The organism is Natrialba taiwanensis DSM 12281, from assembly GCF_000337595.1.
GTDB classification, from domain to species: Archaea; Halobacteriota; Halobacteria; order Halobacteriales; family Natrialbaceae; genus Natrialba; species Natrialba taiwanensis.
The window spans coordinates 1-13806 of sequence record NZ_AOIL01000057.1; the positions used below are offsets into that span (position 1 = coordinate 1).

A 13806-nucleotide genomic window follows, 5' to 3' on the forward strand; every position below is an offset into this window, starting at 1 on the left:
GATGATCTCCCTCCACAGGCTGCGGATTTTCCTCGATGAGACCTACGAGATGATCATTGATCGGTTAGAGGTAATGCCACCAATTCTGGAGATCGTCGGCCTTGAGCCCGACGATCTCCCGCATCCATCGACGTTGAATAAATGGTTCGACAGGATCGTCATGGAGGTGTGGCGAGTGCTGCTGCGCCACTCGGCGCAGCTGCACGATCCATCGCCACATGTCGCCGTCGATGCAACCTACTACGAGCGGTCTCCGGCGAGCAAGCACTACTGTGACCGTACGAACTACTGTGTTCAGACCATCGANCGATGCAACCTACTACGAGCGGTCTCCGGCGAGCAAGCACTACTGTGACCGTACGAACTACTGTGTTCAGACCATCGAAGCGACGAAACCCGTTGATACTGATAGGGATTAGCAGAGATACTCGTAGATTCGCGGTGAGTGCAGAGTTGGGAGTTTGCTCGTGAGATACGCTTTCAACTCGGGCAGTGTTCGATAGAGTCTATTAGCACGCCCTTCGTTCACTTGACGCCAGCACTGTTCGAGTGGATTCATTTCCGGCGCGTACGGGGGGAGGTATTCAAGAAGCAGGCCGGCTTTCGCGGCCTGCTTCTTGAGGTGCTTCGCTATGAAATACGGCGCGTTGTCTAAGACGATCACCAGTTCCTCTCCGAACTCTTCTTGGAGCGCTCGCAGAAAGTGGGCTGCAACCTTCCCGGTAAACGATCCCTCAACGAAAGAGATGAAGCGGTCACCGTCGTCGGTGACCGCGCCCAACAGATTGATCGAGGCACGACCGCCCGAGACCGGCAGTCTCGGGCGGGAGTTCACCGAAAACCACCCGTGTTTTTGCTTGGTCTTGATCACTTGCGTGTTCTGATCGATCACGACGATCCGGTAGCCTGCTGCCTTCAGCGCCGGCCACTTTTTTTGAACTCCGCACGCCAGCGCCGTTGTTCGGCGGGATCTGCCTTGTAGTGACGCGGGCGGGCTGTCTGGTAAGACAGGCCCGCCCGTTTCATCACGCGATACATATGCGCAAGCGAGTACTCAACGTCGAACGTCTCGTCGATGTAGTCACGAACGAGGGCTGGTGTCCACACCGGCTCATCGTAACCTGCCTCCGACGGCGACGCCGCCAGCGTCGCCGTCAGTTCTGTCCACTGGCCGTCGGTGAGACGAGTCGATTGACCGGGGCGAGGGAGGTCGCCGAGCGCGGTGAGATCGCGCTCGGCGACGGTGTCGATCCAATCGTACACCGTTTGTTCGGGGAAACCGAGCAACTTCTCGATCTCTGCCGGTGAATTTCCCTGTCCATACAGCAACGCACTCGTGAGGCGTTTGACCGCCTTCGCATCCGACTCCGTGCGCAGTTGCTGGCGCAACTGCTCCTCATCGACTCCATCCAACTTACCGCCCCACGTCGTCATGAGACCCTCTACGCGCCCAGAGGATATGAACTAATCTGCTGATCCCTATGAGACGCAATCAATCTTAGACGTTCACTGTACAACCACGCGAGAAGGAAGCGACGCGGAGGTATGTTTGCAACTCGCCCGCCGATATGCGGGCGAGTTGCGAACGCTTGCTGCCGACAAGGGCTATGACAGCCAGCCTCTACGTGATGCTCTTCGAGAACTGGGTATACGCCCCCTCGTGAAACATCGCGTGTTTGCTCCATACGATCATGCTCACAATGCTCGCATCAACGACGAACTCTACAACCAGCGATCAATGACTGCAACGACGAATTCCTCGGTCAAGCGCTCGTACGGCTCCGCCGTCCGAGCACGTGAGTGGTATCGTGAGTTCCGTGAGATCGTCCTGATGTGTCTCGTCTACAACATCAAAAAGTACGTGACCCCGTGATTCCAACGCCGCNCCGTGAGATCGTCCTGATGTGTCTCGTCTACAACATCAAAAAGTACGTGACCCCGTGATTCCAACGCCGCATGGCGATTCAATAGAGCCAAATACTCGAAACGACCCTAGTGCGGCAGAACGTGTTTGGGGAATAGAATATTGTCTCGATCCCGGTGTATAGATCACCAGACGGAAAGACATCAAATCGGTGAAAACATCGGTCTTGATCTATTCCATATGGCTGAAGCCCCGCGACTTGCACTTGAGGACCTTCGCGTCGACATTCCTGAACGGTGGTCGCCGTGAGACTCTACTACTCTGGGCTCTCATCCGACAACCTTCGAAAGGCTCGCGAGCATGCACCTTCGCACTCTCATGGTGCCATGTGGATGCCCCAGAAGATGACGCTCTACGACATGAACTATGCGCACGATAATGGTGCGTACGGCGGTCACTTCGACGGTGACGTGTGGGTCAGTACTCTCGAGCGGGCACTCACAGAAATGCCGACCGAACCGGATTTCGTCGTGCTTCCCGATGTTCCTGGCGACGCGAAAGCGACAATCGAAACTCATCGTGAGTGGCTGTACGATCGCCCGCTGTGTCTCGGCGCTGGCGAGGTCATGCGCTACTGGGTGCTGCAGCCCGGGCTCCCGATCGGCGAGCAGTTCGACGCAGTTGAAGGTTGTCAGGGTGTGTTCGTTGGCGGCTCGAAGCGCTGGCTACGGGCGCACGGCGAGCAGATCGTTGCCGAGGCTCGCGAGCGCGACCTCCGTGCACACGTTGGTAATCCTGGCGGGAAGAATGGCCTCGTGTGGGCGTATCGGACGGGCTTCGATAGCTGCGATACGACCACGATCTTCCAAAACGGCTACTGGCATTATCTGGACCGACTTGAGGACGCAACCGAGGAAACTGGGTCGCCCGATCCTGAACCCGGTGAGCCTGGTAGCCAGCAGGCTACTGTTACGGAGTGGTCGGCATGAGCGGCGCGAACGGCTACGTTCCGACGCCGGAACCGGTCGCCGACCTCGCAGCGTCGACGGCCTTCGCCGCCGAACGCGAGCATGGCGACCAGGCGGATGTACTCTGTATCGACGTCGAAGCTGACGCAAAAGCAGCATGGGAACGGCGTCGGGAGGACGAACTCGAGTATCAGTCGGGGCTCCGTGCGTTCGTGCAATCCTGATTCTGTTCACTTTCACCCCGCTGACGGCAATTTAAATACCATATGAAGTGAAATTACTTTCCAATGACTGAACTGGGGTTGTTCGGGGATGCTCAATGCCATGGATAGCGATATATGAAGGCGAGAAACGCGGCCCGTTCCAGGTACCGAGAAAAACTGACGTTGAATGCCCGACGTGCGGGGGTCGAATGCGTGTATGGAGCGAGTCATCTGACGGGAAAGCACGCCACTTCAAACATGTCGATGGAATGGGTGGCGGAGGGGACGGTAGTGCTGCTTGTGAAACGGTAGCTGAATCCGATAAACACATCAAGTGGAAAAATCTGGCCGCTCAACAACTATTGGCTGAATTTTCAGATAATGTCGGAAAGTGCCGCGTAGAAATGGGGTTGAGAGCCCCGATCTCCGATAAAAATCGACGCGTCGGGGATACGGTATTATTATTTGAGGAACGCGATGCCCAACTTGGACGTGGAATTGTCGTCGAAGTCCAACACAAAAATCACACAAAGGATATCAAAGCGACTACAGCCGATTACGTTGGACAGGATCTATCGGTTGTATGGACGTATGACGATGATTACGCAACTGATCGCTGTAAGCTAACTGAGGTCGATTTCCGAAAGCGTGCACAGGACGCAGTATGGCCGGATTATGCCCCCGAAGAATCTACTTGGTTGAAGCCACAGTACAATTTCAAATCTCACGAACCGAAGTGGACCAATGCTTACGATACTGGCCTCACTGAAACTGCTGTACCAGCACGCCTCCCTCCAGACTACTACGATACAAAAGCTCGAGACATATGGGAGTCACAATACTGGTATCATCTATTCCCTGCTTCATGCCGTGGGTTTACCTACGACTACAAGGCTGAAAAGTACATTTCTGAAGCTCGCGAAACTCTTGCGGACGGGCCAGAACCTACAGTAAGGCTCCCTCCCGAGTGGTGCGACAAACTAGCGATGAAATTGTGGCGATCGAAACAATGGGAAGAATTGTTTCCACAGGTTACATCTGAGCGTTTGGACGGCTTATCGCTCGAGTATCTATCGGAGGTGTATTTGGAAGAATTGCGCGATCAACTGTCGTCACCTGCACTCGAGATAAAAGGTATCCCAGTTGAGTTTGGATGGATCTATCCCGCTTGGAAGAATGGTCTCGATCAACTGGGTGAAACGAAAGAACAGTTACCCGAGCCGTCAGAATGGGGTGGAACACTAGATCTCAATGTCGAACACGTAGAGCCTGAAGTTCAAGCTCGATTCCCCCGGCAGATCGATCCATCAACGGAGGAAATGTTGCGGAATGTATGGTCCATCTTTGCTGACGATGCGTTCGATAATATTATCACTCTATCTGACTCGAATGCAGATCGGAATTGTGAGGAATGCAGTAGTGCAGCACAGCACTATATCCAAGGGAACTCGATCAGTGGGTTCTACTGTATCTCTTGTTTAGCTACCGAGTGAATGAGGCTGTCTGACGTTTATTTTCGGTTGATTCATTTCTAGCGATAGAGACGCCAGTAGTTGAGACTGGCACTCTCAATGCATTGTCGGCCACCCCCTGAGTATCTAGTAGATATTCATATCATCCGGTCTGTACCAACTCACTTGTTTTCGCTGTCAAACCATTTTTGCCCCCACTCATAAACTTCATCGAACGCGGAGAGGAGGTCTTCGCCCTTTGGCGTCAACGAATAATAAACCGCGACTGGACTTTCTTCTTCAACCCGACGTTCGACGTATTCTTTCTCTTCGAGATCATCCAGCACGCGGGACAATGTTTGTGAGTTCGCATCCGTCGTTCGCTTGATCTCGTTAAATCGGAGATCACCCTCTCGGAGGACATGGATTACGGACATTCGCCACCGAGAGCCGACTTCTTCGAGGGCCTTGAGGACGGGGCAACCATCGTATTTTGCTTCGAGGGATAAGTCCGATGACATTGGTGTAACTTGGTCATACCTATGTTCGCTCAACTATATTAAGCTCACGTTCCAATACCAAGTATGAAGATGTGACCGCTACTGTGGCACCCGCCACGTATCGCCAGACGACTACCAACAATCCACAAAACACAATGAACGTACTACTACTCGGTGCAAGCGGACGAATCGGCCAACGAATTACAAACGAACTCCTCGAAGGTGGCCACGAGGTGACCGGCGTCTCCCGGAGCGGTGAAATCGATGGAATCGACGACACTGACTTCAAGGCGGTCGCTGGTGATGCGACGGACCCCGATGAGATTGCGGGACTTGCTGAGAGCCACGACGCAGTCGCATCGGCGCTCGGCCCATCCGGAGAGGAAGGCGTCGAGATCCTCCCTGAGATGGCGGAGGCACTTATTGAAGGACTCCGACAGATAGGCGTTGATCGGTTCGTCTGGACGGGCGGTGCAGGCGGTCTGAACGTCGGACCGGACACAAAGCTCGTCGACACCGATGAATTCCCGGACGAACTTGTGCCGCTCGCAGAGGCGCATATTGACGCCTTTGAAATCATTCGCGATGTAGATGACCTCCAGTGGTCGTATATCGCACCGCCGGCACAGATTGAGCCGGGAGAACGAACGGGCGAGTACCGAACATCGGAAGGACAACTCGTCGCCAGCGAAGACGGAGAAAGTTACATTTCAATGGAGGACTTCGCAATTGCCTTCGTTGACGAACTTGAAAACGACGACGCAATTCATACACAGCTCGCCGTCGGCTACTAAGACGGTATAAGCGACTAACAGCCTCCTCTTCCCATTATTATTATTATTATGAGTTGTATCGATTATTGATGCGCATTCTTTCATGTATCATGGCTAGCACTATATCGTGACCCCAACACGTGAGTCTCACAGAACTGTCTTCCGACAGATCGCACAGCAGCCGTATACAGAGTGGCCGGTATACGATTCGACGCCGCTGTACGATCGAACGTCGCTTGCCGGTCTCGAATCAGATATTCGCACAGTCTCAGGGACGTGGTTCGACCACGATAACCACGACTCGGTCGAGGAGTTCGTCTGTTCACTCCCGCTAACCTACTTCCGATTCAATGATCACGACTGTTCTGAGGGCTCGACATGCTACCAGATGCACACCCTCTTTCGGGTGTTCATACTGAAGAAACTCCATGGCTGGGAGCATGAAACAGCTTCCGTCGAATATCTGGCTAACTCTCCAGTAGTATGTGATCAACTGGGGTTGGAGGCGGTTCCAGATCAGTCGACGCTGTGGCGGAGTTGGAACAACCGGTTCACTACAGACCTTCGCGAGACGGTGGAGACAGCTGCTCGGACGATTCTCATCAAGGCACAGAATGCAGGTGTATCGGTCCCACGCGATCCTGAGCGGAAGCTCTGTTATCGGAACAGCGATGACGAGGATTCAATACAAGACGAGCAACGCGTCTTGGTGCGGGCGGAGACGATTACAGACAACGTCAGTCGAGTCGTCTTCCCGGCGTTCTCGTTGGACCGTGGCGACGGGTGTGAAATTCACGAGAACGCCTACTGGAGCTTGCAGACGTATCTGGGGCTCCGTGAGAATCTCGCTGCCAACGAGGGTGCTCGCAGCTTTATTTACGAGTCGACTCGGGAGCGGACGCCGTTAGGTCACGCCCACCGCGAGCAGATTCGTGATCTCTCCCTCGCGGAGATCCGAGAGATGTACCGACAGGCCGTTGCCAGACTCCTAAACGAAGTTGCGGAGACAGAGCAGTTCTTCCGAGCAGGAATCGTCGCAATCGACATCACCGAAGACGATCCCTTCATGGGCGATAGAACGGGCCATGAGGACGAAATCATTGGGACGAAAGAGCAGACCGACGAGTACGCCTACCAGTGGGCCACAGTCCAGTTGGTCGGCAACGCTGTTCCACTCGTGCTTGATGCGCGGCCAGTTCGACGGGGAGAGTCACGGAAGACAATTGTCAAAGACCTGCTTGACTCCACTGAGGACCTCATCCACGTTGATAACGTCCTGATGGACCGGGAGTTCGACAGCCAGCACGTCCTGGAGATGATCAGCCGACGTGGGCTTTCTTACGTCGTTCCAAAGCGGATGCAGATCAGCGAGAAAGCCCAGGCAAAGCGACTCCTCCAACGGGGGGAGAATCGGTATAAGACTGACTGCAAGCTCCACCTTGGGAACAACGAGTGGCACGAAACGACGCTGATCTACCGACGCAAAGAGAACTCCGTGCACGACGATCACCGGCAGTACTCGGTGTTTATGACGAATCGGGGCCGAGGGCACCTCACTGAGTACGGGTACCGCTGGGAGATCGAGAGCGGGTACAAATCGATCAAGCGGTTCATGGCGGCGACGACATCGAAAAATTTCGTGTTGCGGTTCTTCTACTTCGCGTTCGCCTGTCTGCTATACTCTATCTGGCGAGCAGTCGATTTGCTGGTACAGGTCGAGTTGACCGGTGAATATGAACATTCGCCGATCGTGACGGCCGACAACACGCTTACGCTGTTGAAGAAGGAAACAGTAATCGGATAGAGAGGGACTCTACCCGTGGTGTCGCGGCGTCTGAGTGGATACACTACCCGAGATCTCGGAAGCACTCCGAATGAGTTGACCATCCAACAATAACGCTCGGTCAGAAAGCGATCTGAATCAGTTTCTGATCATCGATTCAGCCGAAACCATGCATTACAGCCCCACTAAACCCGCTGTAGTCTCATCTTCCCCATCGTCATCAGTTGGCAAGCCTCTGACCGTGAAGCATACGACCGGCTGATGGACGAGGCTCCCCAGTACGACGCCATCATCGTTCCGGGAACTCTCCCGGTTCGGACGATCGCTCCAGCAAGTGCTGAACGATATTGATGATCTCCACGAAGACGGTGTTGATTTCATCAGTCTGAAGGAGAACATCGACCTGACGACGGCCCAGGAAAGCTCTTTCTCAACATCATCGGCTCATTTAACCAGTTCTGGGCCGACCTCGCGCGAGAGCGCGCGAACGAGATGGTCCAACGTCGCCGAGAGGAAGGCAAGCCGATCGGTCGCCCGAAGAAACTCGAACCAGGTCTACGAGTGGCGCGAGAAAGGACTGAGCTACGGCGAGATCGCCACGCTCGCCGGCGAGATCTTCGACACCGATGTGACCCGCCAGACGATCTATCGCTACTGTTAGGAGGCTCCTGCTCGTGACCGGTGAGCGTCTCTCCGAATGAGTTGCAGTGCACGTTAGAATAGATTCACGCAATGAACCACACCAGGCGCTCGTTTCTCTATCGTCGCTGCAGAGATTCATAGGTTCAGCCGTTATGAGTTCATCAACATGGTGCGACGAGCAGTGTGGACGGCGTTGGCAGTGCGTCGGGCCGTTCCTGCAAATCGCCAACCGGACGACCGGTTCTATCGATAGCCACTGACTGAATAAGCCCGTGATGTGAGTGACAACGCTGTTGCTGTCGATTCGTTCGGCTCTGTTGAATCGCCATACTGCGTTGGATTTCACTGTTTGATGGCACGTTTGATGTTGTAGACGACACACATCAGCGTAATTTCACGGAACTCTCGAAACCAGGTTCGCGCTCGCACGGCGTAGCCGAGCGAGCGCTTGACGGCTGAGTTNTCACTCAACGAGCTCACAACAGCGATTGATACAGCTATTGATCAGCTCTCGCTCCCGGAGACGAGCAATTATTTCTAACGTCTACTATATTATACGGAGCCGCAGTTATCAGCGTTCGAGCCAGTAGTGCCAGTCTGCGATTGCTTGGTCTGTGTCACAACTGGCGTCGTCAGGCTTCAGTTGTTTCAGTGGCACGCCAAGTTCCCTGTCCGTCCACTCTACCGTCACAAACATCTGGTTGAGGGTTGGCTCGGTCGGGGACATTCCAACAATCCGCACCGTTTCGCCTACCTCTAAGGGCGACTCTTCTCGCTCAGTGATACAGCATGCTTCAAAGGGGAACTCCAACGTGTCGTCCAGATAAGCATACCACCCCATCGCTTACTCTTTTGAACCATAGGTGTCGACGATAATCTCCATCTTAATGCGTTCCTCCCGTTTTTCGTCTTTCTCGGTTCGTGGCATACCCTCAGTACTCATCCTGAGCGTGAAGTGTTTGGGACGGTCGAAATTACCCACCGACCTGTACGGGAGTGTCCCAATCTTGACCGCAGAAGTACAGATCTGATTCGCTGGCACTATTGACCAACAGATGTGGGACAAAGCTGTTTATTTCTAAGAACAGCAGCTCGAGGATGTTCTATAGTGAGAGCGTACGTAACTCAGCTATTCATGTGATTCCAGAGGAAACGAGTGACTTGGAAATCGTCTCGTGAGGAGAGGGTTTTTCCTTCTTGTTCCGCTATTTCATCCATAATGCCGTTCCAGTCGACCTGGAGTAACTTGCTTGAAGAGTGTGACGCATTGGGAGAGGAGGCCACACTGACGACACCAGTATCGAACACACCATTTCAGATCACAGATGTCCAGGAGCATCGGATCGTCATCGAATTTCTCGACTCTGGGGAGAAGCAGCCACTCCAACGCGAGCAGTTCGAGACGCTTGCCCGCCGAATCGGCGATGCAACCAATACGTTCGACCTCGAGCGCTTACCGTCCGACGCTGACCCCTATCCAGCAGTCCTGAGTCTGCATCCCCGCTTTGAGATCGATGAGCGCGAGGGGTTGATCCGCGAGAGTGACGAACCGGGCCCTTCTCAGCTCGTCCAAGCGCCCGAGACTGAGACTGAACATGAACGGACTGAACCAGACCTTGCTGTCTATGCTGATGCTTTGCTCCTCACTGATGCGCTCGAGCGTCACGATGTGACCGATCTCAGTGGACTCGAGACGTCCACACTGGTGAATCTCTATACGCTGCTCTCTGACGTGCAACGCAATGCCGACGATCTCCGACAGGACGTGGCCGACATTTTACTCGAGCGGATCCACCACGATCAGCCCATTCATGCCCAGTTCGGCTCGGTACAGCAGCCCAGCCGTGAATATCGATCGTTGCAGGATGAAGAGGATGTGCTCACTACCCTCGAGGACGCTGGCATTCCTCGCGAGCGCGTTACCAGTGTTGATTCCAGTAAGGTCGACGAGGCCCTCGAGGTCACAGAACTCAGACCAAGTGACGTCTATGAGATCGAAAACCGCGAGTACGTCCGGAAAGCGGATGTCCACGAAGAGCACAAGGAAACACGATTGCAGGGACTCAAGGATCAATTGGCGGCCAGTGACGACTCTGAAGCTGCTGAACTACGCGAGGAAATTGATGAACTCGAGGCTCGTATTGAGGATCTTACCGAGTTCAGTCCCGCCCAAGAGTTCCACGCCGAGTAGTCTGTGGACTGTTCTGAATTGGGCTCGAGAACGTGGAGAACAACTCCGCTGTTCTGGTACTGCACTCAGTCTTCGCCAAGCACTTCATAGAGGTGTTTCCGGAGTCTCAGGTCTTCGTTCGCGAACTCAGCAAGCACGGTCCGAAGCTCTTCAGCGGACGCCGCTTCAAGGAGGGTATCTAGCGACTGATCATCGTCGACAGCTTCAACGTCACCGCTAGCCAACACGGCGGCAACGATATGCTTACAGGGCGCTGCATCATCGGGGCAGCTACACTGGCCGCTGACATAGCTTCCTTGTGAGAGTGTAACTCGGACATCGTATGGACGGCTCCCTTGGACTGTCGCCTGAAGGGAATCGTCGATGCACTCGATATCCGTCACCGACCCACGTTCGTAGTAGCGGGTTCCTCGGTCATAGCGGCCTGGATCGGTTACCTGTCGAAGCGTCTCGAGGTCAACTGAGTTAGCTGGTGTCTGTGTCTGTAGCCGAGGAAATGCGTCTACAACGGGCTCGTTTCCAGGGATAGAGGGATCAGCTGACCGACGGTGAATCCATCCCTGCTCTGGCCACCCGATCGGGAACCACTTGGTCGGATCGCTCACGATGTCCCAACACGTTCCGATCACTGACGAACTATCCTCGGGGAATATTCCCTCGATCGTTACCGTACGTGAAGTCATACCGATCTCGAGCGTGACATCCGTCTGGTGGGTATCGTTGTCAGCAACTTGGTCGGCGTAGTTCGAGCGACTCTGTTCAAGTGCAGCGATCCCCTCGGCTGAGAACGCGTGGCCAGTCCGCTCGAGTTCGAATACCAGCTCAGCATATTTGTGCTTATCGCGGTATTTGATCAGCGGCCGATTGCTCCCGACCAGCTCGGTGGGATCGTAATCTGGAAGTGATGTTCCGAATACGATCGGTTCAACCGGCTCAGTTGGAGTACCCGGTAAGCGGGTAGCTTCTGGCCGATTCTCGGCAGTTGGCTTACCAAGTGGTGTCTCGAAGAGACGGCCACAGGCTGGACAGACTGTACAGCTGAGCTCATCACTGTGCCAGGTGGTGAATTCATGGGCCCGACACCAATCACAGGGGCGTCTGGTATCTTGCTCGACTGTGTTCCAGCCACCGTCGCGAATCGGCGTTACTCGCTTAAGCTGAGCGATGACTTGTGATCGCCGTTTCTGATGGTGGTCTAGTTGGAAGCGGCATGAACGACACATTTCAGAACTACTCTCGCGAACGTCACTCGGGAAGACGAGTCGTTGATGATCGGTCTGGCTCTGTAGAAGAGCGTCTCCTCCCGAAGAGAGCGATGTTGAACGAGGTTGACTGTTGTCTGGTGGTTCGGATGGCTCGTATGCGACAATATCTGTTGCTGTGACCGACTTGTCTGGCGCGTCCTCGGTCTCGTCAGTAAACGCTCGCCCATATCGGCACCCATCAGGACCGACGATGTGCCACTTCCCAGATTCTGTTCGACCAAACGTTGGCACGGGTGGTTGAGAGAACGAGACGAGTCCCCATAGAGTCTTCCAAGTACCAGCCGTGCTCGAAAATACGATCACAATATTGCGGACGAATATAGTATGTGGCTTCTCGATGTCGGCATTGATCCTGTCGGCATCAATCACCTTTGGGAAGATGAAGCCGGTTTTGTTATAGATGTCAATCCTGCTCTCGGAGATGCGTTCGCGCTTGCGACTGCAGCCGAGCTTGACGCCACGCTGATTGTTGTAGTGATGACGACTACGACGATGTCGAGGACGTCTCTCTACACCGGTTCAGAGACGGTGGCAGTTCGTGAACAACCCCAGATGGAGAGAGGATAGTCAGCTTATGTCTGGGATTCCGGAAAGGGCTTGCTGCTCGAGCGGTGGGCCCATCCGTACGGTTCGATTGCTGCTGGTCGATCCTGTCGCTGTGAGCGCAGCTGCGATTTGTAGCCAGGGACCGACTGCCGAATGATCGAGTAAGCGCGAGGGATCAGGTGGCCAGAACAGTGTACTACCGAGTGGGTCATCGGGGTCACCGTACCGCTCTGGTGGCACGATCGTCTCGAGTGCTTCCTCAAGGTATGGGAGAAGACGATGGACATCCTCACCGCGAACGATGACAGAGCCGATGAGCGTCCCCAGTGGGTCATCTGCATCAACAGTCGGTGTGAGTGCGGTGCGACGCTTTTCCTCGCGAGACTCGAACAGTTGTCGGTACGAGGCAAACACACCGTATTTCCCCTGAATCGCGGCCGAAATACTGATCGAGGTTGCGAGCTCTTCTATAGTAGAATCTGGAAGTCTTTGCAGTACATGCTAACGTAACCAACCGCTATCCGTCGATTCTCACCGATCCATCGGGAGCTGTGAGCAAAGACTTCTGGGGACTACTATAGCGACTCGGTCTCGAGTCCCGACGGGACGTGAAGCTCTCGAACGATATCGATTTCGAGGGCATCGAACAGATGAATGATCGAGCCAGCAAGGCCGTGTGCTGACCGCATAATCTCGCTGCGGAAGCGGTTACGGTCCTCATAGTCGCCGGCTGCGAGTTTTGCGGTAAGGTCCTCAAGGTCGGTCCCCCACTCGATGAACGCCTCACGGAGTGTCTTGGGGTCCTCGAGTGCCTCATCAGAGAGTGCACCGATACAGCGAGCGTCTCGCAAGATTGCCGGCGGGTCTTCCAGTGACTCGAGGCGGTTGCCGGTGAGCGCTCGGTTGAGCAATCGCGGCGAGGCTAACGCTGTCGCGAGACTCACCACCTACTGGAGGGGCCCACTTGCCCGAACGGCAACGACGGCTTCCTCGCGATTACCGTCGAAGCTGACGTATCGAGTATGGTCAGGACCGTCCGTATGATCCTCGAACGGGGCCTCAACAAGGGTGATCCCGCTGTCTTGGCCACAGCCAGCGGCGGCGGCATGCCCTGGACGATCGAGGTAGGCCGTTCGGTAGGGGTTGCTGTCCTCGCCGCTACGACACCCTGCCTCTCGTGTGCGCGGGGTTACACGGCACTGTTGGTCGGATGTTTCGGTGTCGCTCACGGCCTCTGAAAGTTCCTGCTGACGGCCGTGTTGGGCCTCCAACTGCTCGAGTAGCTGTCGGCCGGCCTCGAGTAACTCGACGGTCCGATCATCGGCAGGGCCGGACTCAGCGACCAGTCCAAGTTCGGTGAGCGAGTTCGTTTTTAGTAACCATGATAGCGTTCAGGGCCGACCGTAAAACCCACTCATAGCTGCTCAGATCGATAGTTTAATCAGCGCTCGAGGAACTCCGTGTTCCGTCGGAACCACCAGACTGCTCTCTACCAACAACGTGCTTCACAAGAGCATTGACTGTTTATCTAGAGCGTGTCATAGAAAGCGTCACGTACGAAGCAGCAGGGTGCGGAAAGTGTGTCCAGCACCAGCGCAACCCTGCAAGACGTAGCTTCGG

The 13806-nt window shown here is 54.8% G+C and carries 14 protein-coding genes and 4 pseudogenes; 10 read left to right on the forward strand and 8 right to left on the reverse strand.

Annotated features, from left to right (window positions below; translation table 11 throughout):
• Positions 1-304 (forward strand): annotated as a pseudogene (locus C484_RS24440) (IS5 family transposase); the annotation flags it as partial.
• A 111-nt stretch (positions 305-415) separates the two neighbouring features.
• On the opposite strand, the gene C484_RS24675 reads toward C484_RS24440, so the two are convergent.
• Positions 416-952 carry an IS630 family transposase gene (locus C484_RS24675; protein WP_152422738.1) on the reverse strand — a complete coding sequence of 179 codons (537 nt, stop codon included), beginning with the start codon at positions 950-952 and terminating at the stop codon, positions 416-418.
• On the reverse strand, positions 916-1434 hold the full coding sequence (locus C484_RS24680; protein WP_006827235.1) for an IS630 family transposase: 519 nt from the start codon (positions 1432-1434) through the stop codon (positions 916-918). Before C484_RS24680 ends, C484_RS24675 begins: the two co-directional genes overlap by 37 nt.
• Positions 1435-1486: 52 nt before the next feature.
• Between C484_RS24680 and C484_RS17595 the strand changes: the two are divergent.
• The 4 genes and pseudogenes from C484_RS17595 to C484_RS23185 all read left to right on the forward strand — a co-directional run.
• Positions 1487-1873 (forward strand): annotated as a pseudogene (locus C484_RS17595) (transposase); the annotation flags it as partial.
• A gap of 395 nt (positions 1874-2268) precedes the next feature.
• Entirely contained in the window at positions 2269-2853 is a 585-nt protein-coding gene (locus C484_RS17600) for a hypothetical protein (protein WP_152422739.1), read from the forward strand.
• The gene (locus C484_RS17605) at positions 2850-3056 is read left to right on the forward strand and encodes a hypothetical protein (protein ID WP_006827238.1); all 207 of its coding nucleotides are present in this window, start codon (positions 2850-2852) and stop codon (positions 3054-3056) included. Before C484_RS17600 ends, C484_RS17605 begins: the two co-directional genes overlap by 4 nt.
• Positions 3057-3244: 188 nt before the next feature.
• Positions 3245-4528, forward strand: a complete 1284-nt coding sequence (locus tag C484_RS23185) for a hypothetical protein (RefSeq protein ID WP_152422740.1) — start codon at positions 3245-3247, stop codon at positions 4526-4528.
• A 140-nt stretch (positions 4529-4668) separates the two neighbouring features.
• Here the strand turns inward: C484_RS23185 and C484_RS17615 are convergent, their stop codons facing one another.
• The gene (locus tag C484_RS17615) at positions 4669-5007 is read right to left on the reverse strand and encodes a winged helix-turn-helix transcriptional regulator (protein ID WP_049915627.1); all 339 of its coding nucleotides are present in this window, start codon (positions 5005-5007) and stop codon (positions 4669-4671) included.
• 134 nt (positions 5008-5141) lie between these two features.
• Here C484_RS17615 and C484_RS17620 point away from each other — a divergent pair, with 134 nt between their 5' ends.
• From C484_RS17620 to C484_RS17630, 3 genes and pseudogenes are all read left to right on the forward strand, one after another.
• The gene (locus tag C484_RS17620) at positions 5142-5780 is read left to right on the forward strand and encodes an NAD(P)-dependent oxidoreductase (RefSeq protein WP_006827241.1); all 639 of its coding nucleotides are present in this window, start codon (positions 5142-5144) and stop codon (positions 5778-5780) included.
• Between the two features lie 106 nt (positions 5781-5886).
• Positions 5887-7563, forward strand: coding sequence for a transposase (locus tag C484_RS17625; RefSeq protein WP_006827242.1), 1677 nt, complete (start codon positions 5887-5889; stop codon positions 7561-7563).
• 289 nt (positions 7564-7852) lie between these two features.
• Positions 7853-8203, forward strand: a pseudogene (locus C484_RS17630) (recombinase family protein); the annotation flags it as partial.
• Positions 8204-8526: 323 nt separating this feature from the next.
• On the opposite strand, the pseudogene C484_RS17635 reads toward C484_RS17630, so the two are convergent.
• Positions 8527-8646 (reverse strand): annotated as a pseudogene (locus tag C484_RS17635) (IS5/IS1182 family transposase); the annotation flags it as partial.
• A 109-nt stretch (positions 8647-8755) separates the two neighbouring features.
• Positions 8756-9025 carry a calcium-binding protein gene (locus C484_RS17640; protein WP_006827245.1) on the reverse strand — a complete coding sequence of 90 codons (270 nt, stop codon included), beginning with the start codon at positions 9023-9025 and terminating at the stop codon, positions 8756-8758.
• A 378-nt stretch (positions 9026-9403) separates the two neighbouring features.
• Between C484_RS17640 and C484_RS17645 the strand changes: the two genes are divergently transcribed.
• Positions 9404-10375 carry a hypothetical protein gene (locus C484_RS17645; RefSeq protein ID WP_006827246.1) on the forward strand — a complete coding sequence of 324 codons (972 nt, stop codon included), beginning with the start codon at positions 9404-9406 and terminating at the stop codon, positions 10373-10375.
• A gap of 65 nt (positions 10376-10440) precedes the next feature.
• On the opposite strand, the gene C484_RS24455 is transcribed toward C484_RS17645, so the two are convergent.
• The gene (locus C484_RS24455) at positions 10441-11058 is read right to left on the reverse strand and encodes an SWIM zinc finger family protein (RefSeq protein ID WP_239641006.1); all 618 of its coding nucleotides are present in this window, start codon (positions 11056-11058) and stop codon (positions 10441-10443) included.
• Positions 11059-11964: 906 nt separating this feature from the next.
• Here C484_RS24455 and C484_RS23765 point away from each other — a divergent pair.
• Positions 11965-12207, forward strand: coding sequence for a hypothetical protein (locus C484_RS23765; RefSeq protein ID WP_006827248.1), 243 nt, complete (start codon positions 11965-11967; stop codon positions 12205-12207).
• A gap of 554 nt (positions 12208-12761) precedes the next feature.
• Here the strand turns inward: C484_RS23765 and C484_RS24460 are convergent.
• A complete protein-coding gene (locus C484_RS24460) occupies positions 12762-13130 on the reverse strand; it encodes a hypothetical protein (protein WP_239641007.1) in 369 nt (122 codons plus the stop codon).
• A gap of 3 nt (positions 13131-13133) precedes the next feature.
• Positions 13134-13415, reverse strand: coding sequence for a hypothetical protein (locus tag C484_RS24465; RefSeq protein ID WP_239641008.1), 282 nt, complete (start codon positions 13413-13415; stop codon positions 13134-13136).
• Between the last annotated feature and the right edge of the window lie 391 nt (positions 13416-13806).